This is a genomic window from Alcaligenes sp. WGS1538 (assembly GCF_043187505.1).
In the GTDB taxonomy this organism is placed as follows: Bacteria; Pseudomonadota; Gammaproteobacteria; order Burkholderiales; family Burkholderiaceae_B; genus Alcaligenes.
Map to the genome: position 1 here is coordinate 1,122,412 of NZ_CP171109.1, position 20,764 is coordinate 1,143,175.

Sequence of the window (20,764 nt, forward strand, 5' to 3'; positions counted from 1 at the left end):
TGCGGCCTACTTCCAGCAGGGCTCCGCGGGGATGCCCAGCTCCTGGCACAGGCGCAGGATTTCGGGCGTGTGTTCGCGCTTGACCAGGATGAGCTGGAATTCCTCGTCGTAGCTTTGCGCGAATTCCAGCAGGCCATAGTCGGGGTGGCAGGCCAGCAATTGCTGGTCGGCCCAGTCGAAGAAGCCCTCCACGTCCTGGAAGGGCATGTCGTCGTAGGGAAAGGGAGGCATGTCGCGCGCCTCGAAGGCGGCCTGGATTTCCTCCCAGAGCTCGTCCACCGTGTCGGCCAGGGCCAGGTAGTCGTCCAGCTCGTAGCTGATGGCCAGCACCAGGGCGCCTTCGGGATCATGCTCCATCAGGGTCCGGGCCTGGCTGCCGTAGGCTTCGCCCATGGCGGCGGGGCTGGAGCAGGCGTTCAGGATGGATTGGCTGATGTCCTGGATGTCCTGTTCGTGCTGCTCGAATCCGGTCAGGAGATTGAGCAGGCGCTGCAGGGAGGAAAGGCGCTCGGTGGTGGTCATGGCTTATCTCCGGAGTTTGCTGAAGGCGGCCGCCATGGCGCCCTGGGGAGCGCTGTCGGTCTGGCGGGCGGGGCGCGGCCCGCTGCGGCGCGGTGCGGCGGAGCCGCCGGCCTCGCTGCGGCGCCCGCCCGCGGGGCTGTCGTCGTTCAGGCGCATGGTCAGCGCGATGCGCTTGCGGGCGATGTCCACTTCCTGGACCTTGACCTTGACGGTCTGGCCTACGCGCACGACGTCGCGCGGGTCCTTGACGTAGGTGTCGGACAGGGCCGAGATGTGCACCAGGCCGTCCTGGTGCACGCCCACGTCCACGAAGGCGCCGAAGTTGGCCACGTTGGTGACCACGCCTTCCAGCACCATGCCCGGCGCCAGGTCATTAAGAGAGTTTACGCCTTCCTGGAATTGCGCCGTCTTGAATTCGGGACGGGGGTCACGTCCGGGCTTCTCGATTTCATTGAAGATGTCGCGCACCGTGGGCAGGCCGAAACGTTCGTCGGTGAAGTCCGAGGGCGACAGGCCCTTGAGGGCGCCTGCCTTGCCCATGACGCTGGCGGCGTCCGCCTGCAGGCGCTCCAGGATGCGGGCGGCCACGGGGTAGGCTTCCGGGTGCACGGCGGAGGCGTCCAGGGGATTCTTGGCGCCCGGGATGCGCAGGAAGCCCGCCGCCTGCTCGAAGGCCTTCTCGCCGAAGCGGGGCACGTCGCGCAGCTGCTGGCGGCTCTGGAAGGCGCCGTTCTCGTCGCGCCAGCTGACGATGTTCTTGGCCAGCGTGCTGTTCAGGCCCGAGACGCGCGCCAGCAGCGCGGAAGAAGCGGTGTTCACGTCCACGCCCACGGCGTTCACGCAGTCCTCCACGACGGCGTCCAGGCTGCGCGCGAGCTCGCGCTGGTTGACATCGTGCTGGTACTGGCCCACGCCGATGGACTTGGGATCGATCTTGACCAGTTCGGCCAGGGGATCCTGCAGGCGACGGGCGATGGAGACGGCGCCGCGCAGGCTCACGTCCATGTCGGGAAATTCCTGGGCGGCCACCTCCGAGGCGGAATACACCGAAGCGCCCGCTTCGGACACCACCACGCGGGTCAGGGGCAGCTGCGGGAAGGCCTGCTGCAGGTCGGCGACCAGCTTTTCGGTCTCGCGCGAGGCCGTGCCGTTGCCGATGGCCACCAGTTCGACCTTGTGGCGGGTGGCCAGCGCGGCCAGGGTGCGCAGGGCGCCTTCGCGGTCGCGGCGCGGCTCGAAGGGGTAGACGGTGGCGGTGTCCAGCACCTTGCCGGTGGAATCGATCACGGCCACCTTGACGCCGGTGCGAATGCCGGGATCCAGGCCCAGTACGGCCTTGTGGCCGGCGGGCGCGGCCAGCAGCAGGTCGCGCAGGTTGGCGGCGAAGACGCGGGTGGCCTCCTGCTCGGCCTGCTCGCGCAGGCGGCCGATGAGTTCGGTCTCGAAGGCGGTCAGCAGCTTGACGCGCCAGGTCCAGCGGCAGACTTCCGCCAGCCAATGGTCGCGAGGGCTGGCATCGGCGGCGAAGCTGGCGCCGATGGCGGTCAGTTCGGCCACTTTCAGCACGCAAGGGTGGGGCAGCAGCTGGTCCGTCTCGGGGTCCAGCCCCAGGCGCAGCTCCAGCGCGCCTTGCTGGCGGCCGCGCAGCAGCGCCAGCACGCGGTGCGACGGCAATTGGCGCAGGGGTTCATTGAAGTCGAACCAGTCGCGGAACTTGTCGCCTTCCTGCTCTTTGCCTTCGGCGACCTTGGAGTAGAGATGGCCCGACTTCCAGAGGTAGTCGCGCATGGCCTCGAGCAGGTCGGCCTGCTCGGCGAAGCGCTCGGCCAGGATATCGCGCGCGCCGTCCAGCGCGGCCTTGGCCGTGTCCACCTTGGCTTCCGGATTCAGGTAGCCTTCGGCCAGGGCCAGCGGATCGGCGTTGCGATCGGCCAGGATGGCGTCGGCCAGCGGCTCCAGGCCGGCCTCGCGGGCAATCTGGGCGCGTGTGCGGCGCTTGGGCTTGTAGGGCGCGTACAGGTCTTCCAGGCGCTGCTTGGTGTCCGCGGCCAGGATGGCCTGCTCCAGTTCGGCCGTGAGCTTGCCCTGCTGGCGGATGGAGTCCAGGATGGCGTGACGGCGGGATTGCATGTCGCGCAGGTAGATCAGGCGCACTTCCAGTTCGCGCAGCACATTGTCGTCCAGCCCGCCCGTGGCTTCCTTGCGGTAGCGGGCGATGAAGGGGACGGTGGCCCCGTTGTCCAGCAGCTCCACGGCGGCGGCCGCCTGGTTGGCGCGGATGTTCAGTTCGGTGGCCAGCAGTGCCAGAATCTGCTGTTGATCCTGTTCCTGGGCGAGGGTTTCCACAGTCGTTTCAGTCATGGGTCCATCGTTGTAAAAGGGTCTTCAAGCGCCGCATTTTGCCATAAAGCTCAGCGGCGAAGCAGGAATGACGAGTATCATCTTGTATGTATCCACTGTGATTGTAGACAGTTCTTGCTGCCGTGAAGAACTCCGGCCTTCAGGCCGGAGCTTCTCCGACACTGGTTAGGAGCGCCTTTGGCGCCAGTTAAAAGACAATGCCCCGCTTGATCCCGGCCTGAAGGCCGGGGTATATGCTTTGGCGCGTGGTCACCTTTCACTTCCGGTCGTTTGCCCCATGCTGTTGCAGGATTATTCCGATATTTTTTCTCCCCAGGGACCCCTGGCGGAATCCGTCTCCCACTACCGTCCCCGGCAGGCCCAGCTGGAGCTGGCCCAGGCCATCAGCCAGACGGTGTCGGAGGCGGGCGTGCTGATTGCCGAGGCCGGCACGGGCACGGGCAAGACCTGGGCGTACCTGGTGCCGGTCTTCATGGGCGGGGGCAAGGCGCTCGTGTCCACCGGAACCCGCACGCTGCAGGACCAGCTCTATCGGCGCGACATCCCGCACCTGCGCAAGGCCCTGGCCCTGCCGGTGGACGTGGCCCTGCTCAAGGGACGCGGCAATTATGTCTGCCACTACCATCTGGAGCGGCTGGGCCAGGACGACCGCGCCCTGAAGTCGCGCGCCGAGATCGGCTACCTGCGCGCCATCCAGCTGTTCGCCGAGCGCAGCCGCTCCGGCGACAAGGGCGAGCTGGCCGAAGTTCCCGAGGATGCCGACATCTGGCACCGCGTCACCTCCACGCGCGAGAATTGCCTTGGGCAGGATTGTCCCTTCGTGCGCGACTGTTTCGTCATGAAGGCGCGCCGCCATGCGCAGGAGGCGGATGTGGTGGTGGTCAACCATGCCTTGTTCATGGCGGACCTGGCGCTGCGCGAGGAAGGCGTCACCGACCTGCTGCCCAGCGTGGACCTGGTGGTGTTCGACGAGGCCCACCAGTTGCCGGATGTGGCCACCCGTTTCCTGGGCAGCAGCGTCTCGCTCTACCAGATCGTGGACCTGTGCCGCCAGATCGAGGCGGCGGGCCTGGCCCAGGCGCGCGAGACCGTGGACTGGAGCGCCGTGTCCCGCAAGCTGGAACAGGCCGCGCGCGAGCTGCATCTGCGCACGGCGTCGCTGGCCGCGCAGGGCGGACGCGCCACGTTCCAGGCGCTGCCCGAGCCCGAGGCCTTCGACGAGGCGCTGGAGCAGCTGCTGGAGACCTTCGACAAAGTCATCAAGATGCTGGCCATGGTGGCCGAGCGCCACCCGGACCTGGCCGCCGCCCACAAGGGGGCGCTGGACCTGCGCGCTCGCCTGTTCCAGTGGAGCCAGCCGGATCGCCAGGGCCGCCATGCCTACCTGCCCGACGACTCCCAGGAGCGCGAGCAGGCCGACCAGGCCGTGCGCTGGGTGGAAAGCGGCCAGCACTACCTGCGCCTGCACAGCGCGCCGCTGTCGGTGGCCAATATCTTTTCGCGCTACCGCGGCAAGGAACAATCCTGGGTGCTGACCTCCGCCACCTTGTCCGTGCACGGAGACTTCAATCATTTCAAGCGCCAGCTGGGCTTGTTCGACGCGCGCACCGAGGCCTGGTCCTCGCCGTTCGACTATGCCAACCAGGCCCTGTTCTATGTGCCCAGCACCTTGCCGCTGCCCAGCCACCCGCGTTTCAACGAGGCGTTCGTGGACGCCTTGCTGCCCCTGATCGAAGCCGGGCAGGGCGGCGTGCTGGTGCTGTGCACCACCTTGCGCTCGGTCGAGCGCATCGCCGACATGCTCAGGGACAAGTTCGACCAGCGCGACATCGAGCGCAGCGTGCTGCGCCAGGGCGAGCGCTCCCGGCAAGTGCTGCTGGACGAGTTCCGCGCCCGCGGCAATGCCGTGCTGGTGGGCAGCGCCAGCTTCTGGGAAGGCATAGACCTGCCGGGCGATGCCCTGACCCTGGTGGCCATCGATAAGCTGCCTTTCGCGCCGCCCGACGACCCGGTGCTGGAGGCCCGCATCAACGATTGCCGGGAGCGCGGCGGCAACCCGTTCATGGAGTACCAGTTGCCCGAGGCAGCCATCGCCCTCAAGCAGGGCGCCGGCCGCCTGATCCGCACCGAACGCGACTGGGGCGTGCTGATGGTGGGCGACACGCGCATCGTGGACAAGCCCTATGGCAAACTGCTCTGGCGCGGCCTGCCGCCTTTCGCCCGCACCCGCGACCCGGCCCGTGCGTTGGCCTTTCTGCGCGAACAGAAGCAGAAGCGCCGGACGGCGCAGGCGCAGCAAGAGGAAGCGCCCGAGTAAGCCGCCGTGCATCGGCGTCCGACGCCCTCGGGCAGGCCGACAAGGCAAAGAAAAAAACCCGCAATTGCTTGCGGGTTTTTCTTTGCCGGATGCCTGGGAACGATCAGAACCAGTTGATCGGGTTCCAGTAGTTGACCTTGGCGTCCAGGCCGTCCTTGAAGTAGCGCGAATCCGGGTAGTTGGCGTCCAGCACGCGCTTGGTGTCGTCGCGCAGGTCCGTCTGGCCCAGCTTGTCGTAGGACAGATACATCAGGTACAGGGCTTTTTCCGCGATGGGCACGCCCTTGAAGTCGGTGATGACGGTCTGGGCGCGGTTGATGGCGGCCACATAGGCGCCGCGCTTGTAGTAGTACTCGGCCACGTGCACTTCGTTCTGGGCGATGGTGCTGACCAGCCAGGTCTGGCGCTTGGCCGCGTCGGGGGCGTAGCGGCTGTTGGGGTAGCGCTGCAGCAGCTCGTGGAAGGCTTCGTAGGATTCGCGCAGGCCCTTGGGGTCGCGCTCGCTGGGATCCTGCTGCGTGATGTTGGACAGGGCTGCGCTGGGCGGCGTGAAGGAGATCAGGCCTTTCAGGTACAGCATGTAGTCCGTGCCGGGGTGGCTGGGGTATTGCTTCTGGAAACGGTCGATGGCGGCCAGGGCCTTGGCGGGCTCTTCGTCCTTCCAGTTGATGTAGGCCTGGTCGATCAGCGCCTGCTGGGCGTAGGTGCCGAAGGGGTAGCGGGACTCGACCGCCTCGAGGCGGGTGCGGGCGTCTTTCCAGTTGCCGGCGGACATTTCCTGGCGGGCGTCCTGGTACAGGCGCTCGGCCGTCCAGCCTGCCGTGGGATCAACGTCCTTCTTGGTGGCGCCGCAGCCTGCCAGCACGGCGGCAGCAGCCATCATTGCGGCCAGACGGGCCAGTTTCGCCGCCGGACCGCTCCAAGGTGAAACGCTCCCCTTCGGGGGGCAGCAAGCAGGCGAAAGCCTGCGCGGCGTGGGAGCCTGTTTGGTGCCACGAGCGCGCGGCAAGTCGAGGTTCAGACGAGTCACAAAAGCATCCTTGGTGTTAGCATTGCTGGTCAATTATATGATTTGTCGCCATGCCTGACACAGATACCGAAAAAGATAGTATTTTTTCCGCGGAACCGCTGCGTTTCATCCTTCCCGTCAATGCTGCGCCGGACCGCCTGGACAAGACGCTGGCGCGCCTGATCCCCCAGCATTCGCGCAGTCGCCTGCAATCGTGGGTGGAGGACGGGCATGTCCTGGTCAATGGCGAAACCGTCAAGGTCAAGCATACCGTCTACCCCGGCGATACGGTATTGGTATGGGAGCAGCAGGCGCCCGAGGACATGGCGTTCGAGCCGGATGACGTGCCTTTCGAGGTGCTGGCCCAGAGCGATTCCTGGCTGGTGGTGAACAAGCCCGTGGGCCTGGTCACCCATCCGGGCGCGGGCAACTGGCGCGGCACCTTGCTCAATGGCCTGCTGTTCCGTTACCCGGCCCTGCGCCAGGTGCCGCGCGCCGGCATCGTGCACCGGCTGGACAAGGATACCTCGGGCCTGCTGGTGGTGGCCCGAACGGAAGTGGCGCAGACGCATTTCGTGCGCCAGTTGCAGGAACGCAGCATGGGCCGGCAGTACCTGGCTCTGGTGCACGGCGTGCTGCCGGGCCAGGGCACGGTGGACGCGCCCATCGGACGCGACGCGCGCGTGCCGGTGCGCATGAGCGCCAGCGCTTCCATCGCGCCCAAGCCCGCGGTCACCCATTACCAGACGCTGCGCCAGGGCTACGCGCCCGGTGACGAAGCCGTGACCGAGGTGGCCTGCCGGCTGGAGACGGGCCGCACCCACCAGATCCGCGTGCACCTGAGCTCCATACGCCACCCCCTGCTGGCCGATACCTTGTATGGTGGGCGCATGATCGCGGGCGCCCAGCGCCAGATGCTGCACGCCCATGTCCTGCAGTTCGATGATCCCGACACGGGCGAGCGCCAGTCCTTCATGGCGCCTCCGCCTTCTGATTTCCAGTCCGTCCAGGAGACTGTCGAATGGAATTCCCGCCCTTGATCCCCACTGTCAGCGGCCCGGCTCAGTCCGGGCTGCTTTATTTCTGCACCACGCGAGCCGGCGGCGTCAGCCGGGACGAGCGGGCCAGCCTGAATCTGGGTTTGAACACGGGCGACGATCCGCAGCTCGTGCAGGAGAACCGGCGGAGGCTGAACGCTTTTATGGGTATCGAGCCGGTCTGGCTGCAGCAGGTGCATGGCACCGACGTGCTCGACGCCGACCAGGATGTCCTGCCCGAGGCGCCGCGCACGTTCGATGCCGCCGTCACCACCCGCGCGGACCGCGCGCTGGCCATCCTGACCGCCGATTGCCTGCCGGTCGTCATCTGGGATGAGCAGGCGCGCGTGGCGGGCGCCGCGCACGCGGGCTGGCGGGGCCTGCAGGCCGGCGTGCTGGCGCGCACGCTGGACATGATGCGCCGGCGCTGTCCCCAGGCCCGGTCCTGGCGCGCCTGGATAGGACCGGCCATCAGCCAGCCCTGCTTCGAAGTGGGGCAGGAGGTGTTCGAGGCTTTCGTCCAGGACAATGAGGCAAACCGGCCCTTTTTCATTCAGGGCCGCGTACCGGGCAAATGGCAGGCGGATTTGCCGGGAATCGCCCGCCGGCAATTGGAGTTTCTCTGCAAGGGCGATATCCAGGTGCATCTCAGCGGCCTGTGCACTTTTCAGGAGCACGACCGTTTCTATTCATATCGCCGTTCTCCCCGCACCGGGCGGCAGGCCACCATCGTGCGCTTAACCGGCGCGTAACATGGCGTCGGTAGGATCCGGACATTATGGGATTAGCGAATAATTAATATTGGCTGAATAACCTAATTAATTACCCCAATTGACGATTATTGTTACCAACACCATCATCAAAGCATGAGTTCGAACCGTGTACAGGTGGCCGATGTTGAATAATGAAAATGTTTTTCAAGGTTTTGCAGGCTTGATGGATCCAGCACGGTTCGCCGAATTACAGACGAGCTATACACGGCAGTGGCAGAAGCTCTGGGAACAGGCTCAATGCGGAAAACTGCCCGCCCCCCGGGACCGGCGCTTCGCCGATGCGGCCTGGCAGCAGAATCCCGTGGCCCTGTTCAACGCGCATGTCTGGGAACTGGGCGTCAAGGCCATGCGCGACATGCTGGAGCTGACCGAGCTGGAGCCGGCGCAGCGCGAGCGGCTGGATTTTTCGCTGATGCAGTGGGCCGAAGCCATGTCTCCCACCAATTATCTGATGCTCAATCCCCAGGCCCTGCAGGCCATGGTGGACAGCGGCGGACAGTCTCTGCTGCAGGGCATGTTCAATTTCATGGCGGACTTGCAGAAGGGGCGCCTGACCCAGACGGACGAAAGCCAGTTCGAGCTGGGCCGCAATGTCGCCACCACGGCCGGCGCCGTGGTCTACCAGAACGACATATTCCAGCTGATCCAGTATGCGCCGACCACCACCATGGTGCATGCCGTTCCGCTGCTGATCGTGCCGCCCTGCATCAACAAGTACTACGTCCTGGACCTGCAGGAGGGCAATTCCTTCGTGCGCCACGCCGTGGACCAGGGCATTGCCGTGTACCTGATGTCCTGGCGCAATCCCCAGCCCGACGATCCGCCCGGCGTGCAGGCGCTGGATTGGCAGGACTACCTGGAGCAGGGCGTGCTGGAGGCGATCCGCGTCACCCAGGAACTGTCCGGCCAGGGCAAGATCAACACCCTTGGTTTCTGCATAGGCGGGACCCTGCTGGCCAGCGCCCTGGCCCTGGCCCGCGACAAGGGCGAGGATCCGGCCGCCTCCATGACGCTGCTGACCACCATGCTGGATTTCTCCGACGTGGGCGTGCTCAATGTCTTCATAGACGAGGCCCATGTCGCATTTCGTGAATGGCAGCTGGGCAATGGCGGGCTGCTCGATGCGCGCGAGCTGGCCAGCACCTTCTCCTTCCTGCGGCCGGCCGAACTGGTATGGAACTACGTCAGCAGCAATTATCTGCAGGGCAAGACGCCGCCGGCCTTCGATCTGCTGTACTGGAACTCGGACGGCACGCATCTGCCCGGCCCCTTCTTTGCCTGGTATCTGCGCAACACCTATCTGGAGAACCGCCTGGTGCAGCCGGGCGGCATGGCCTTTGGCGACCACAGGGCGGACCTGGCCCGCCTGGAGCTGCCCGTCTATGTCTACGGCTCGCGCGACGACCATATCGTGCCTTGGCAGTCGGCCTATGCCTCGCTGCGGGCCTTGCCGGCCGCGCGCCATCGGTTCGTGCTGGGCGCCTCGGGCCACATCGCCGGCGTCATCAACCCGCCTGCCAAGCAGCGGCGCAATTACTGGGTGGCGGACGATGCCGCGGCCGAGGCGGACTCGGCCGAACAGTGGCTGGCCCGGGCGCGGTCGGTGCCGGGCAGCTGGTGGCCGGACTGGATGGACTGGCTCAAGCCCTTGTCCGGTCCCAGAAAGCGCGCCAAGCGCACCCTGGGCCATGCGCGCTACCCGGTGCTGGAAGCCGCGCCCGGCAGCTACGTCAAGGTGCGCGCCGGGTAGCGGGGCCCATCCGTTCTTTTTTCCGGAACAGGGCCGCGGTCCTGTTCCTTCTGCCTGGAACCGGTACGGGCCAGCCTGCGGCGCCGGATGTGGATTCCAGCTTTGTCACCCCCTCAGGAGAAGTATATGAGCAGCAAAGTAGCCTATGTAACTGGTGGTATGGGAGGGATAGGCACGGCAATTTGTCAGCGTCTTGCGAAAGACGGGTTCGTGGTCATCGCCGGCTGCGGTCCCAGCCGCGACTACCAGAAGTGGCTGAACGAGCAGGCTGAACAGGGCTTCACCTTCCACGCGTCGGTCGGCAACGTCGCGTGCTGGGATTCGACGGTCGAGACCTTCAAGAAGGTGTTCGCCGAGTTCGGCCAGGTGGACGTGCTGGTCAACAATGCCGGCATCACCCGCGACGGCACCTTCCGCAAGATGAGCCAGGAAGACTGGCGCGCCGTGATCGACACCAACCTGAACAGCCTGTTCAACGTCACCAAGCAGGTCATCGACGGCATGGTCGAGCGCAAGTGGGGCCGCATCATCAACATCAGTTCGGTCAACGGCCAGAAAGGGCAGTTCGGCCAGACCAACTACTCCACCGCCAAGGCCGGCATCCACGGTTTCACCATGGCCCTGGCCCAGGAGGTTGCTAACAAGGGCGTGACGGTCAATACTATTTCTCCAGGTTATATTGGCACGGACATGGTCCGCGCCATCCGGCCCGACGTCCTGGAGAAGATCGTCGCCACCATTCCGGTGGGACGCCTGGGCACGCCGGAAGAGATCGGATCCATGGTGGCCTGGCTGGCATCGGGCGATTCGGGTTTCGCCACGGGAGCGGATTTCTCCCTGAACGGCGGACTGCACATGAGCTGACGCTCGCAGGCGCGCGTTCCACGTATTCACTGATTAGGAAGCAAGCACTAGCATGGGATCTCCTCGACTCATCAAGAAATACCCCAACCGGCGTCTGTACGACACGCAGGCAAGCGCCTACATCACGTTGGCCGACGTCAAGCAACTCGTGCTGTCGGGCGAGGAGTTCGCGGTCGTCGATGCCAAGAGCAACGAAGACCTGACGCGCAGCATCCTGCTGCAGATCATCCTCGAAGAAGAAAGCGGCGGGATCCCCATGTTCTCCACGCCGGTGCTGATGCAGATCATCCGCTTCTACGGCAACGCCATGCAGGGCGTCATGGGCTCCTATCTGGAAAAGAACATCCAGGCCTTCATGGAAATCCAGGAGCGCATGACCGAGCAGTCCAAGGGCATGTACGGGGCGCAGTTCGGCCCCGAGGCCTGGGCCCAGTTCATGAACGTGCAGGCGCCCATCATGCAGTCCGTCATGAACAACTACATCGACCAGAGCAAGAACCTGTTCGTGCAGATGCAGGACCAGATGCAGGACCAGACGCGCCAGATGTTCTCCGTCTTCCCCTTCGTCAATCCAGGCGGCGGCAAGGACAAGAAGGGCTGACGCCCGGGTTCAGGCTGGCGGCTCGCCGGCCTTGAACGGGGCGTGGGCCGCCAGCGCATCGCGATAGCGGGCCACATGGCCCGCTTCTTCATCCAGGAACGCCTGCACGGCCTGCGCAAAGCGCGGGTCGGCAATCCAGTGGGCCGAGCAGGTGGGCGTCGGCAGCAGGCCGCGTGACAGCTTGTGCTCTCCCTGCGCACCGCCTTCGAAGCGCTGCAGCTGCTGCGCGATGCAGTACTTGATGGCCTGCGTGTAGCAGGTTTCGAAATGCAGGCCCGGCACGTACTGCGTGCATCCCCAATAGCGTCCATACAGCGATTGTCCGTCGCGCAGCGACAGGGCGCTGGCCACGTTCCGTCCCTGCCTGTGGGCCAGGATAAGTACCAGGCTGTCGGGCATCTGTTCGCGCAGGCGCTCGAAGAATTCCCGCGTCAGGTAGGGCGTCTGGCCCCGTTCCAGGTAGGTGTTGGCATAGCACTGGTAGAAGTAATCCAGGTCCCGGGCGCGCAGCTGATCGCCGTGGCGGTGCTCGAATTCGATGCCCTGTTCCGCGATCTTGCGGCTGTCCTGGCGCAGTTTCTTGCGCTTTTGCTGGGTCAGCGCGGCCAGGAAATCGTCGTAGCCCTCATAGCCTTCGTTGCGCCAGTGGAACTGCACGTCGTGCCGGATCATGAAGCCCGCCTGTTCCAGGGCCTGCCTGTCTTCGGGAGTCGGAAACAGCACATGTACGGAGGACAGCTGATTGTCCTGCGCCAGCTGTTGCAACTGGCGCGCCAGCAGCAGCTTGTCCAGGGGCGTGCGGGCGAGCAGGCGCGGGCCGCCGACCGGCGTGAAGGGGACCGCGCTCAGCAGCTTGGGGTAATAGGCCAGCCCGTGCCGGTGGTAGGCCTGGGCCCAGCCCTGGTCGAAGACATACTCGCCGCGTGAATGGTGCTTCAGGTACAAAGGCACGGCGCCGCACAGCTGCGCGTCCCGATGCATGAGCAGGAAGTTCGCTTCCCAGCCGCTGCGCGCACTGGCGCATTCGCTGTGCTGCAGGGCCAGCAGAAACGCATGGCGCACAAAGACGTGTCCGCCGGCCAGCTCGTCCCAGTCACGGGCAGACAGGTCGTCCAATCGGGTGAGGAGCGAGAAGCGGACAGATTCGGAAAGCGACATGTAAGCAGTGGTAAAGGTGGCGGTGTCGAGGTCGCCGCGGACGAACCCGGCGGGAGCGGATTTGTATACTAGCCAGCGTTGCGATCAATGTGAAGGATAAACCCTTGAGACGGCTTGGTTCGTCCGGGATGCGGAACCATGAAGAAAACAGTGATGAGCGGCCTGCTGGCCGCCTTGGCGGCAGGAGCGGTCCAGGCAGGGACGAGCTGCGATTTCCTGCTCGAGCGTATAAGCCTGCAGGGCCAGGACGGGGCGCAGTTGCAGGTTCAGGACAGGGATGGCGTATGCATCATGCGGCGCGGGCAATGGAACGTCGAGCACGCATCCGTGGTGCTGGCTTTTGATGAGCTGAGTTTCAGCGGCGCGGGATTGGATCAGGATGCGGAGGAGGGGGCCTTGCCCCGGTCCCTGAAGCTGGATGTTTCGGGGATCTACACGTTGACCGGACGTCTGCCGGGCCAGGATTATCTGATGCGCCTGCAGGCCTCCCCCATGCGTTTCGGCTTGGACTACGAGTGGGACGAGCAGGCCGGGCGACTGCATCTGAAACGCGCCGTGCTGAGCGGCGAGAGCCTGCGCGAGATCAGTCTGCAGGCGGCGGCCCATGCCCCCGAACTGGCGGGGCGCGCCCTGCATGGCGATGATCTGCAGGCCCTGAAATTGCAAAGTCTGGCCTTGCGGCTGGACAACGTGAGACTGGTCCAGAACATGATCATGCCGGCCGTGGTGGGCTTCGTGGGCATGTATGAAGATCCCAGGCCAGCCATCCAGGCGGCGCTGCTGGCGGCGCGTACGGCCGTCATGGTCATGCCGCCGGCCACGGCCCCGGCCGCCAGCCGCAAGGCTCTGCTGGAGTTCATTGGCGAACTGCCTGCGCCCACGGGCCGGTTGGACCTGAACCTGTCTTTCGACCCGCCGCTGGACAGCGCGGCCCTGGCCGGCGCCCAATCCATGGACGAGGCGCGCAAGGCCTTGTCCAGCATGAAAGTCCAGGCGCGTTACGATCGCGGTGAGCTGCCTGCGGCCTATGTGCGCGTGCGTGACTGGATACGGCGAGTGCTGGCTGTGTCCGAGCGCCCGGGGAATAGGGAAGAGCCCGCTAGTTGAAGCGTATGCGCTTCTGGTTAATACCAATTAAACTGGATTTATCAAAATAATAAAGTGTGGACGCTAAATATAAGCACATGCCGAGGCGGTTTCCGCCTGGCATGAACCACCAAGGAGACACTGTGCATCAGATACGCATATCGCCCGCCATTCTGGAGCGGGTGAGGCAGTTGCGCGGGCCGCGCGCGGCAGAACCGATGGATTGGCGCAGGACGGCCCACCTCGTCATCGATATGCAGAACGGTTTTCTGGAGCCGGGGGCGGCCGTGGAGGTGCCTCCGGCGCGTGACATCGTGGCCAATATCAACCGGGTCAGCGCTGCCGTGCGCGCTGCGGGCGGGCTGAATATCTTTCTGCGCTATACCTATGATCCTGATGAGACCACGCCCTGGACGCGCTGGTACGACGGTTTCTGCGCGCCCGAGGCGGCAGAGCGGTCGCGGCGGGCGTTCCTGCGCGGCGCGCACGGACATCAGCTCTGGCCGGGGCTGGTGGTGCATGACGAAGACCTCATCGTGGACAAGACGCGCTTCAGCGCCTTCACGCCCGGCACCTGCGATCTGCACGAGCGCCTGCAGGAGTCGGGGGTAGGTACCGTGATCATCTCGGGCACCTTGACCAATTGCTGTTCGGAAAGCACGGCCCGCGACGCGCATCAGCTCAATTACCGAGCGATCTTCCTGGCCGATGCGAACGCCACCCTGACGGACGAGGAGCACAATGCATCCTTGAATAATTTGTGCGCCTATTTCATCGATGTGATGCGGGTGGACGAGCTGCTGGCCCTGGCGGCCGGTCAGGAAGGCAGCGCGCAACCGCTGGTATGATGGATGCGGTCGGGGATCGCAGCCGCTCGGCATGAGCCGCGAGACCCCGTGCGTATCGACAGGAGGATCGCAAGTTGATAGCTAAGGGCATGAGGCTGCCGTCCATTCCGCTCGCCGCAAGCAGCGGAGGACACGTCGATCTCTCCAGTCTCCAGGGGATCGGGGTCGTCTATGCCTACCCTCGGACCAGTCCGCCGGATTCTCCGCCACTCGAGGGATGGGATCGGATTCCCGGCGCGCGAGGCTGCACGCAGCAGTCCTGCGCTTTCAGGGATCATCATGCCGAGCTTGCGGGCGCCGGGGCGCGGTTCGTTTTCGGACTGTCCACTCAAACGACCGCCTATCAGTCGGAGGCGGCCGAACGTCTTCACTTGCCGTTCGCCCTTCTGTCGGACGCCGAGCTCAGGCTGGCCCGCGCGCTGGGGCTGCCTACCTTTTCGGCTGGCGGAATGACGCTGCTGAAGAGGCTGACTTTCATTTTCTGCCATGGATATGTCGAGCAGGTGATGTTTCCGGTCGACGATCCGGGTCGGAATGCGCAGGAGGTCCTGGTCCGGCTTGGCCGGCTGAAGGGGCAGGCGTATTCCTGATTCCGGGCAGCGCGCAACTGCGGGGGGCGAAGGGGGCGCCGGGGCTCCAAGGCACGGCCTTGGCGTGCGGATTCCGGCGTGAGGAGGGAAGCGGGCAAGAAAAAACCGGGCAAGGCCCGGTTTTTTTGGCGAAGCTGCCTGAAAAGGCAGGCTTGCTATGTTTGGTTGCGGGGGCAGGATTTGAACCTACGACCTTCGGGTTATGAGCCCGACGAGCTACCAAGCTGCTCCACCCCGCGTCAGAAAGTTAACTATAACACATTTTTTGAATGTGTACATAGTATGACTGTTTTCTTTCAATTCGATCGGGATCGGCGCGCGGCGCCGGCGAGACGGCTTGATGTTTCTTTCAGGCAATTTTCTTGCGTCGAGCCGGTCGTGATGGTGTAATAGCACTGTGAGTACCGGCTTGGCCTGACTGGCATTTCAAAAAGCTCAAACGCGCAAGCAGCCAACCGTACCCCGCCTGTACCTTTATGGTCAACACGGCGCTGTATTGGCAGCCGGCCCCCGATATGCAGGGCGCCCCGGCGACGAATTTCTCTGTTTCAGGTTTTGGCAGTCGATGGTCTGTGCTTCAGCCGCGCTGCGCGCCGGGTCCCGGCGTCTTGTCAGACCGCCAGCAGTCGCTTCGATTGTTCCTTGTGCTGTTTTTGCGCCGGCCCGGCCGGCGTGGATTCATCCTGGTATTGTTCCTGGACTTATCCAAGCATGTATCGTTCCGCGAGCCTTTTTCTATCCGCCTTTGCTGTACGGCCTGTTCCGGGCGCAGCGCCTGCGCGCGGCGCGTGCGCGATCAGCGGGCAACAAAAAAGCCAGCACGTGATGGCTGGCTGCTTTGATGTCCCAGAAGGGTTCCGGAAAATGGTTGCGGGGGCAGGATTTGAACCTACGACCTTCGGGTTATGAGCCCGACGAGCTACCAAGCTGCTCCACCCCGCGCCGGAAAAAAAGAATACTAACATTGAATTTTTACCTTATGCAAGTATTGTCTTACAGTGAGGCTTCCCAGCAGTGACCGAAAGTGAAATAATTCGCGTCCTGGAGACGGCCCTGCTGTGTGCGCAGCAGCCCATGAACAGCGCCGAGCTGCGCAAGATGTTCGTATCGCCGGAAGTGTCGGCTGATGACCTGCGCCGTTATCTGGCCCTGCTGCAGCTGGACTGGAAGGAGCGCGGCCTGGAGCTGGTGCAGGTGGCCGGCGGCTGGCGCTTTCAGAGCCGGCCCGCCATGCAGGTGTTCCTGTCGCGGCTGAGCCTGGAGCGTCCTCCCAAGTATTCCCGCGCGGTGCTTGAGACCCTGGCCATCATCGCCTGGCGTCAGCCCGTGACGCGGGGTGATATCGAAGATATACGCGGCGTCAGCGTATCCACCCAGATCGTCCGCACCCTGGAGGACCGGGGCTGGATCGAGGTGCTGGGTTACCGTGATGCGCCGGGCCGGCCCGCCTTGCTGGGGACGACCCGCCAGTTTCTCAATGATCTTGGATTGCGTTCGCTGGACGAATTGCCGGCCGTGGAGTCATTGGACTCGCTGGACGTGCTGGCGCAGTTGCCCGACGGCGGCGCGACGTCCGACGAAGGGTCGTCCGAGCGAACGCCGCCCGACGGAACGCCGTCCGGCGAACCGACGCCGGGCGATGAGCAGGAATCCGTGAGCGTTGCCGCGGAGCAGGAGTCGGCGCCGGGCGCCGAGATGGAATTTGAACCGGCCGTGCAGCAAGAGGCTGTCGCCGGCCGGGCGTCCGAAGAGGCCCTGCCGCAGGCCGCCCTGGCCGATGTGGAATTTGACCCGGATTCGTTGGAGCCGGCCCAGGCGGATGCCGGGCGGCAGGATGCGGAGCCGTCGGAAGAAATAAGAAACTCTGGAGTAAAAGATTAAAAATGACTGATTCGCACGAGACGATGACAGCCCCCGCGCCGGAAGCCCAGGATGGCGCCGGCGGCAAGAATGCCCGCGCCAAGGGTCAGGGCCGCAAGCTGCGGACGCCGTTCCGGCGCCGGCGCGGCGATGCCGCGCAGGAATCGGCGCCCCGCCAGCGCGAGTCCGCCGAGGCGGCGGCGCCGGCCGAGCCCAAGGTCAAGCCGGCCCGCGCCCAGAATCGGCGCAAGCCCGCGGCGAATCCGCGCCGTCCGGCCGGCCAGTCCGCCCGCGGCGGGCGGGGCGGCGCGCGGCATGCGGCGGACGAGGCTCCCGTGGTCATTCTGGAAGGGGATGACGACATCGCCTTCGGCCACCTGGACAAGCAGGGCCGCCTGTCGCAGAAGCTGGGCAAGTACATGGGCAGCGATCTCGTGCAGCCCAAGCTGCACAAGGTGCTGGCCGAGGCCGGCATCGGTTCGCGCCGCGACATGGAGGAGCTGATCATCGCCGGACGGGTGTCCGTGAACGGCGAGCCCGCCCACATCGGCCAGCGCGTCGGCGCAGACGACAAGGTGCGCGTCAATGGCCAATTGATCAACCGCGCCAGCGGCAAGCGCCCGCCCCGCGTGATCCTGTACCACAAGCCGGCCGGCGAGATCGTCACGCACGATGATCCCGAAGGCCGCGCCACCGTGTTCGGCCGCCTGCCGTCCCTGAAAGTGGGCAAGTGGCTGTCGGTCGGCCGCCTGGACTTGAACACGGAAGGCCTGCTGATCTTCACGACTTCCGGCGACATCGCCAACCGTTTGATGCATCCGCGCTACGGCGCGGAGCGCGAGTACGCGGTGCGCGTGCTGGGCGAACTGGGCGAAGAGCAGATGCAGTCCCTGCGCGAGGGCGTGCAACTGGAGGACGGCCTGGCCAAGTTCGGCGTTCTGGAGTATCTGGGCGGGGAGGGCAGCAACCGCTGGTATCGCGTCACCATCCATGAAGGCCGCAACCGCGAAGTGCGCCGCATGTTCGAGGCGGTGGGCGTCACGGTCAGCCGCCTGATCCGCACCCGCTTCGGGGAAGTCGGCCTGCCCAAGAACCTGCGCCGCGGCCGCTGGGAGGAGCTGGACGCCGATCTGGTGCTGGCTTTCATGCTGCGCCTGGGCCTGGTTAAGGACGGCGACGAGGACGGCCATCAGCGCCGCGAACGCCAGCCTCTGTCGCATGACAGCGCCTTGCCGCCCGGTTTCGGCACGCTCGAGCACAATGGCCTGAGCGGAGCGCGCCTGGGACGCGGCGGACGCCTGGCCGCCGCCCGCCCCCGCGCGTCGCGCGTCGCGCAGGTCAACGAGTCGGCCAATGGCGCGCTGTTCATCAGCGGCGGCCTGGCCAACGGCCATCCGGATGCGGGCCGCCGCGAGCAGGGCGGCCGGCGTCAGCGCAACGAACAGCCGCGCGGGCCCCAGGACGGGCGTCCCGCCGCCCGCCGCAAGTCGGGTGCGGATCGCGCCTCCGCGGGCCAGGCCGGCAAGTCCGGCGCCAAGAAACCCACGGTGGTGCGCCGCCGCAGCCGCCGCGACGACGACTGGCAGCCGGCCGGCGCCGCCGCCCATGAGTCCCAGCTCGGGCGCGGACGCCGTTGAGCGCCGGGCGCCGGGCTTGCCGCCCGGCGCAGCCTGTTGCGTGCGGGCGTGTAAAGCCGCGTGAATGCACGTATTTTCCGGATTTCTGGTAGAATAATGAACTTGGCTCAGTGGCATTTGTGCCGCTTGAGTCTTTTTTGATGCTGCATGCCAGCGATCGGCCTTGTCTTCGCGGATATGCGGGGCGGGGCGCATCATCCAGTCTCGTTGCGCTTGCGGCAAGACGGATATTGCGTTGGCAGTGCGCGAGGCCAGCGCCGTTTGCAAGGCAGGCGGCGGACTGGCATGGTGACCATGGGCTGGCGTACAGCCCATTTTTTTTGGATTTTATGGCAGACATTCTAGCTTTGGCACAAGAGACCCTGGCGGGCACGGAGTTCGAACTGGTGGACGTGGAACGTGCGCCGCTGGGCCTGTTGCGAGTGGTCATCGATCATCCGGAAGGGGTGCGTATCGAGCACTGTGAATGGGTGTCCAAACAATTGTCTCGCGTTTTCGAGGTCGAGAACGTCGACTACAAGCGCCTGGAAGTGGCCTCGCCGGGGGTGGACCGCCCCCTGCTGCGCGTGGGCGACTTCGTGCGTTTCGCCGGTCAGCGCGTGCAGGTCCGCCTGCACGAGGCGATCGACAATCGGAAAGTATTCGTGGGTACGCTCCACGCCCCAGAGGGCGCCTCGCCTGCCGATGTGCCCCTGGATACCGTTTTTAGGCTCGAACTGGACGAAGCATCGGGCAAGCTGACGCAGGTCGACTTCACCTATGACCAGGTGGATCGTGCCAAATTGGATCCCGTTCTTGATTTCAAGGGTAAGAAGCGATGAGTCGCGAAATTCTATTGCTGGTCGATGCGCTGGCGCGTGAAAAATCCGTAGCACGTGAAGTTGTTTTCAGCGCGCTTGAGAGCGCCCTGGCCTCGGCCATGAAGAAACGCTTCAAGGAAGACGTCGATATCCGTGTGGACATCGACCGGGAAACCGGCGCCCACGAAGGCTACCGGCGCTGGCTGGTCGTGCCCGACGAGGCCGGCCTGCAGGAGCCGGACAAGCAGGAGCTGTATTCCGACGCCCTGGAGATCGATCCCGACCTGCAGGTGGGCGACTACATCGAGGAAGCGCTCGAACCCATCGAGTTCGGCCGCATCGGCGCGCAGGCGGCCAAGCAGGCCATCCTGCAGAAGATCCGCGACGCCGAGCGCGAACAGGTCCTGAACGACTTCCTGGAGCGCGGCGAGACCATCGTCTCGGGCACGGTCAAGCGCATGGACAAGGGCGACGCCATCATCGAGATGGGCAAGATCGAAGCCCGCCTGCCCCGTTCCGAGATGATCCCCAAGGAAAACATCCGCGTGGGCGACCGCGTCCGCGCCTGGGTGCAGAAGGTGGACTACGCCGCTCGCGGCCAGCAGGTCATCCTGTCGCGCACCGCTCCTGAATTCATCAAGGAGCTGTTCGAGAACGAAGTGCCCGAGATCGAGCAGGGCCTGCTGGAGATCAAGGCGGCCGCCCGCGACGCCGGCGTGCGCGCCAAGATCGCCGTCATCGCCTACGACAAGCGCATCGATCCCATCGGCACCTGCGTGGGCATGCGCGGTTCGCGCGTCACCGCGGTGCGCAACGAGCTGGGCGGCGAACAGGTCGACATCGTGCTGTGGGCCGACGACCCAGCCGAATTCGTGATCGGCGCGCTGGCGCCCGCGCATGTCGAATCCATTCTGGTGGACGAGGACAAGCACGCCATGGACGTCGTGGTGGACGAGGAAAACCTGCCCAAGGCCATTGGCGCCCGCGGCCAGAACGTGCGTCTGGCTTCGGAGCTCACCGGCTGGCAGATCAACATCATGACGCCCGAGGAAAGCCGCAACCGCCAGGACGAAGAGCGCGAGGAACTGCGCGCCACCTTCATGTCCCGCCTGGATGTGGACGAGGACGTGGCCGACATCCTGATCGACGAAGGCTTTACCGGCCTGGAGGAAATCGCCTACGTGCCCTTGCAGGAGCTGCAGGAGATCGAAGCCTTTGACGAGGACATGGTCAATGAGCTGCGCGCCCGCGCCCGCAATGCGCTGCTGAGCGAGGCCATCGCCAAGGAAGAGCTGGTGCAGACCGCCGCCAAGGAGCTGGCCGGAATCGAGGGCATCACGCCGGAGGTCATCGCCAAGCTGGCCGAAAACGAGGTTACAACGCTGGACGATCTGGCCGAGCTGGCCACCGATGAGCTGTCCGACATGACCGGACTGGGCCAGGACGAGGCCAGCCAGCTCATCATGCGCGCTCGCGCCCACTGGTTTGACGACGAGGCCTGATCATGACCAGCTAGGTCCCGCGCGTTGTATTCATTAAGAATAGTTGTAG

At 65.1% G+C, this 20,764-nt stretch carries 17 protein-coding genes and 2 tRNA genes; 13 read left to right on the top strand and 6 right to left on the bottom strand.

The annotated features are described in order from the left end of the window. Positions 1–6: 6 nt before the first annotated feature. Positions 7–522, bottom strand: a complete 516-nt coding sequence (locus ACF3ND_RS05205; protein WP_394064914.1) for a hypothetical protein — start codon at positions 520–522, stop codon at positions 7–9. A gap of 3 nt (positions 523–525) precedes the next feature. Then, complete coding sequence (locus tag ACF3ND_RS05210; protein WP_394064916.1) at positions 526–2,883, bottom strand: Tex family protein; 2,358 nt, start codon at positions 2,881–2,883, stop codon at positions 526–528. 277 nt (positions 2,884–3,160) lie between these two features. On the opposite strand from ACF3ND_RS05210, the gene ACF3ND_RS05215 reads away from it, so the two are divergent. Further along, positions 3,161–5,200, top strand: coding sequence for an ATP-dependent DNA helicase (locus ACF3ND_RS05215; protein WP_394064918.1), 2,040 nt, complete (start codon positions 3,161–3,163; stop codon positions 5,198–5,200). A 103-nt stretch (positions 5,201–5,303) separates the two neighbouring features. Here ACF3ND_RS05215 and ACF3ND_RS05220 read toward each other — a convergent pair whose 3' ends face one another. Continuing rightward, the gene (locus ACF3ND_RS05220) at positions 5,304–6,101 is read right to left on the bottom strand and encodes an outer membrane protein assembly factor BamD (RefSeq protein WP_394065784.1); all 798 of its coding nucleotides are present in this window, start codon (positions 6,099–6,101) and stop codon (positions 5,304–5,306) included. Positions 6,102–6,280: 179 nt separating this feature from the next. On the opposite strand from ACF3ND_RS05220, the gene ACF3ND_RS05225 reads away from it, so the two are divergent. The 5 genes from ACF3ND_RS05225 to phaR all read left to right on the top strand — a co-directional run bounded on the left by ACF3ND_RS05225 (position 6,281) and on the right by phaR (position 11,234). Then, on the top strand, positions 6,281–7,249 hold the full coding sequence (locus ACF3ND_RS05225) for an RluA family pseudouridine synthase (protein WP_394064920.1): 969 nt from the start codon (positions 6,281–6,283) through the stop codon (positions 7,247–7,249). Beyond that, positions 7,231–7,998, top strand: coding sequence for a peptidoglycan editing factor PgeF (gene pgeF, locus ACF3ND_RS05230; RefSeq protein WP_394064922.1), 768 nt, complete (start codon positions 7,231–7,233; stop codon positions 7,996–7,998). The genes ACF3ND_RS05225 and pgeF overlap by 19 nt, the downstream gene beginning before the upstream one ends. Before the next feature lie 184 nt (positions 7,999–8,182). Further along, on the top strand, positions 8,183–9,769 hold the full coding sequence (locus tag ACF3ND_RS05235) for a PHA/PHB synthase family protein (protein ID WP_394064923.1): 1,587 nt from the start codon (positions 8,183–8,185) through the stop codon (positions 9,767–9,769). A gap of 126 nt (positions 9,770–9,895) precedes the next feature. Further along, complete coding sequence (phbB, locus tag ACF3ND_RS05240) at positions 9,896–10,633, top strand: acetoacetyl-CoA reductase (RefSeq protein ID WP_394064925.1); 738 nt, start codon at positions 9,896–9,898, stop codon at positions 10,631–10,633. 52 nt (positions 10,634–10,685) lie between these two features. Continuing rightward, positions 10,686–11,234: a polyhydroxyalkanoate synthesis repressor PhaR gene (gene phaR / locus ACF3ND_RS05245; RefSeq protein WP_394064927.1), complete on the top strand. Its 549-nt coding sequence runs from the start codon at positions 10,686–10,688 to the stop codon at positions 11,232–11,234. A 9-nt stretch (positions 11,235–11,243) separates the two neighbouring features. On the opposite strand, the gene ACF3ND_RS05250 is transcribed toward phaR, so the two are convergent. Then, a complete protein-coding gene (locus ACF3ND_RS05250; RefSeq protein WP_394064929.1) occupies positions 11,244–12,392 on the bottom strand; it encodes a GNAT family N-acetyltransferase in 1,149 nt (382 codons plus the stop codon). 138 nt (positions 12,393–12,530) lie between these two features. On the opposite strand from ACF3ND_RS05250, the gene ACF3ND_RS05255 reads away from it, so the two are divergent. The 3 genes from ACF3ND_RS05255 to ACF3ND_RS05265 all read left to right on the top strand — a co-directional run bounded on the left by ACF3ND_RS05255 (position 12,531) and on the right by ACF3ND_RS05265 (position 14,916). Continuing rightward, positions 12,531–13,499, top strand: a complete 969-nt coding sequence (locus ACF3ND_RS05255) for a hypothetical protein (RefSeq protein ID WP_394064931.1) — start codon at positions 12,531–12,533, stop codon at positions 13,497–13,499. A gap of 122 nt (positions 13,500–13,621) precedes the next feature. Further along, positions 13,622–14,326, top strand: coding sequence for a cysteine hydrolase family protein (locus ACF3ND_RS05260; RefSeq protein ID WP_394064933.1), 705 nt, complete (start codon positions 13,622–13,624; stop codon positions 14,324–14,326). Positions 14,327–14,415: 89 nt separating this feature from the next. Further along, the gene (locus ACF3ND_RS05265) at positions 14,416–14,916 is read left to right on the top strand and encodes a peroxiredoxin (protein WP_394064935.1); all 501 of its coding nucleotides are present in this window, start codon (positions 14,416–14,418) and stop codon (positions 14,914–14,916) included. Between the two features lie 162 nt (positions 14,917–15,078). On the opposite strand, the gene ACF3ND_RS05270 is transcribed toward ACF3ND_RS05265, so the two are convergent. Further along, a tRNA-Met gene (locus ACF3ND_RS05270) sits at positions 15,079–15,155 on the bottom strand. Between the two features lie 626 nt (positions 15,156–15,781). Continuing rightward, positions 15,782–15,858, bottom strand: a tRNA-Met gene (locus ACF3ND_RS05275). A gap of 72 nt (positions 15,859–15,930) precedes the next feature. On the opposite strand from ACF3ND_RS05275, the gene scpB reads away from it, so the two are divergent. The 4 genes from scpB to nusA all read left to right on the top strand — a co-directional run bounded on the left by scpB (position 15,931) and on the right by nusA (position 20,715). Continuing rightward, positions 15,931–16,797: an SMC-Scp complex subunit ScpB gene (gene scpB, locus ACF3ND_RS05280; RefSeq protein WP_394064937.1), complete on the top strand. Its 867-nt coding sequence runs from the start codon at positions 15,931–15,933 to the stop codon at positions 16,795–16,797. A gap of 2 nt (positions 16,798–16,799) precedes the next feature. Continuing rightward, a complete protein-coding gene (gene rluB, locus ACF3ND_RS05285; RefSeq protein WP_394064939.1) occupies positions 16,800–18,413 on the top strand; it encodes a 23S rRNA pseudouridine(2605) synthase RluB in 1,614 nt (537 codons plus the stop codon). 329 nt (positions 18,414–18,742) lie between these two features. Continuing rightward, the gene (gene rimP / locus ACF3ND_RS05290) at positions 18,743–19,234 is read left to right on the top strand and encodes a ribosome maturation factor RimP (protein WP_394064941.1); all 492 of its coding nucleotides are present in this window, start codon (positions 18,743–18,745) and stop codon (positions 19,232–19,234) included. After that, a complete protein-coding gene (gene nusA / locus ACF3ND_RS05295; RefSeq protein ID WP_394064943.1) occupies positions 19,231–20,715 on the top strand; it encodes a transcription termination factor NusA in 1,485 nt (494 codons plus the stop codon). Before rimP ends, nusA begins: the two co-directional genes overlap by 4 nt. Positions 20,716–20,764 lie beyond the last annotated feature (49 nt).

Bases quoted from the DNA above. Each gene is read 5' to 3' on its own strand.
- ACF3ND_RS05225 (WP_394064920.1), top strand. From the start codon at position 6,281: ATGCCTGACACAGATACCGAAAAAGATAGTATTTTTTCCGCGGAACCG.
- rluB (WP_394064939.1), top strand. From the start codon at position 16,800: ATGACTGATTCGCACGAGACGATGACAGCCCCCGCGCCGGAAGCCCAG.
- ACF3ND_RS05205 (WP_394064914.1), bottom strand. From the start codon at position 522: ATGACCACCACCGAGCGCCTTTCCTCCCTGCAGCGCCTGCTCAATCTC.
- pgeF (WP_394064922.1), top strand. From the start codon at position 7,231: ATGGAATTCCCGCCCTTGATCCCCACTGTCAGCGGCCCGGCTCAGTCC.
- ACF3ND_RS05235 (WP_394064923.1), top strand. From the start codon at position 8,183: ATGGATCCAGCACGGTTCGCCGAATTACAGACGAGCTATACACGGCAG.
- rimP (WP_394064941.1), top strand. From the start codon at position 18,743: ATGGCAGACATTCTAGCTTTGGCACAAGAGACCCTGGCGGGCACGGAG.
- phaR (WP_394064927.1), top strand. From the start codon at position 10,686: ATGGGATCTCCTCGACTCATCAAGAAATACCCCAACCGGCGTCTGTAC.
- ACF3ND_RS05265 (WP_394064935.1), top strand. From the start codon at position 14,416: ATGAGGCTGCCGTCCATTCCGCTCGCCGCAAGCAGCGGAGGACACGTC.
- phbB (WP_394064925.1), top strand. From the start codon at position 9,896: ATGAGCAGCAAAGTAGCCTATGTAACTGGTGGTATGGGAGGGATAGGC.
- ACF3ND_RS05215 (WP_394064918.1), top strand. From the start codon at position 3,161: ATGCTGTTGCAGGATTATTCCGATATTTTTTCTCCCCAGGGACCCCTG.
- ACF3ND_RS05255 (WP_394064931.1), top strand. From the start codon at position 12,531: ATGAAGAAAACAGTGATGAGCGGCCTGCTGGCCGCCTTGGCGGCAGGA.
- nusA (WP_394064943.1), top strand. From the start codon at position 19,231: ATGAGTCGCGAAATTCTATTGCTGGTCGATGCGCTGGCGCGTGAAAAA.
- ACF3ND_RS05210 (WP_394064916.1), bottom strand. From the start codon at position 2,883: ATGACTGAAACGACTGTGGAAACCCTCGCCCAGGAACAGGATCAACAG.
- ACF3ND_RS05250 (WP_394064929.1), bottom strand. From the start codon at position 12,392: ATGTCGCTTTCCGAATCTGTCCGCTTCTCGCTCCTCACCCGATTGGAC.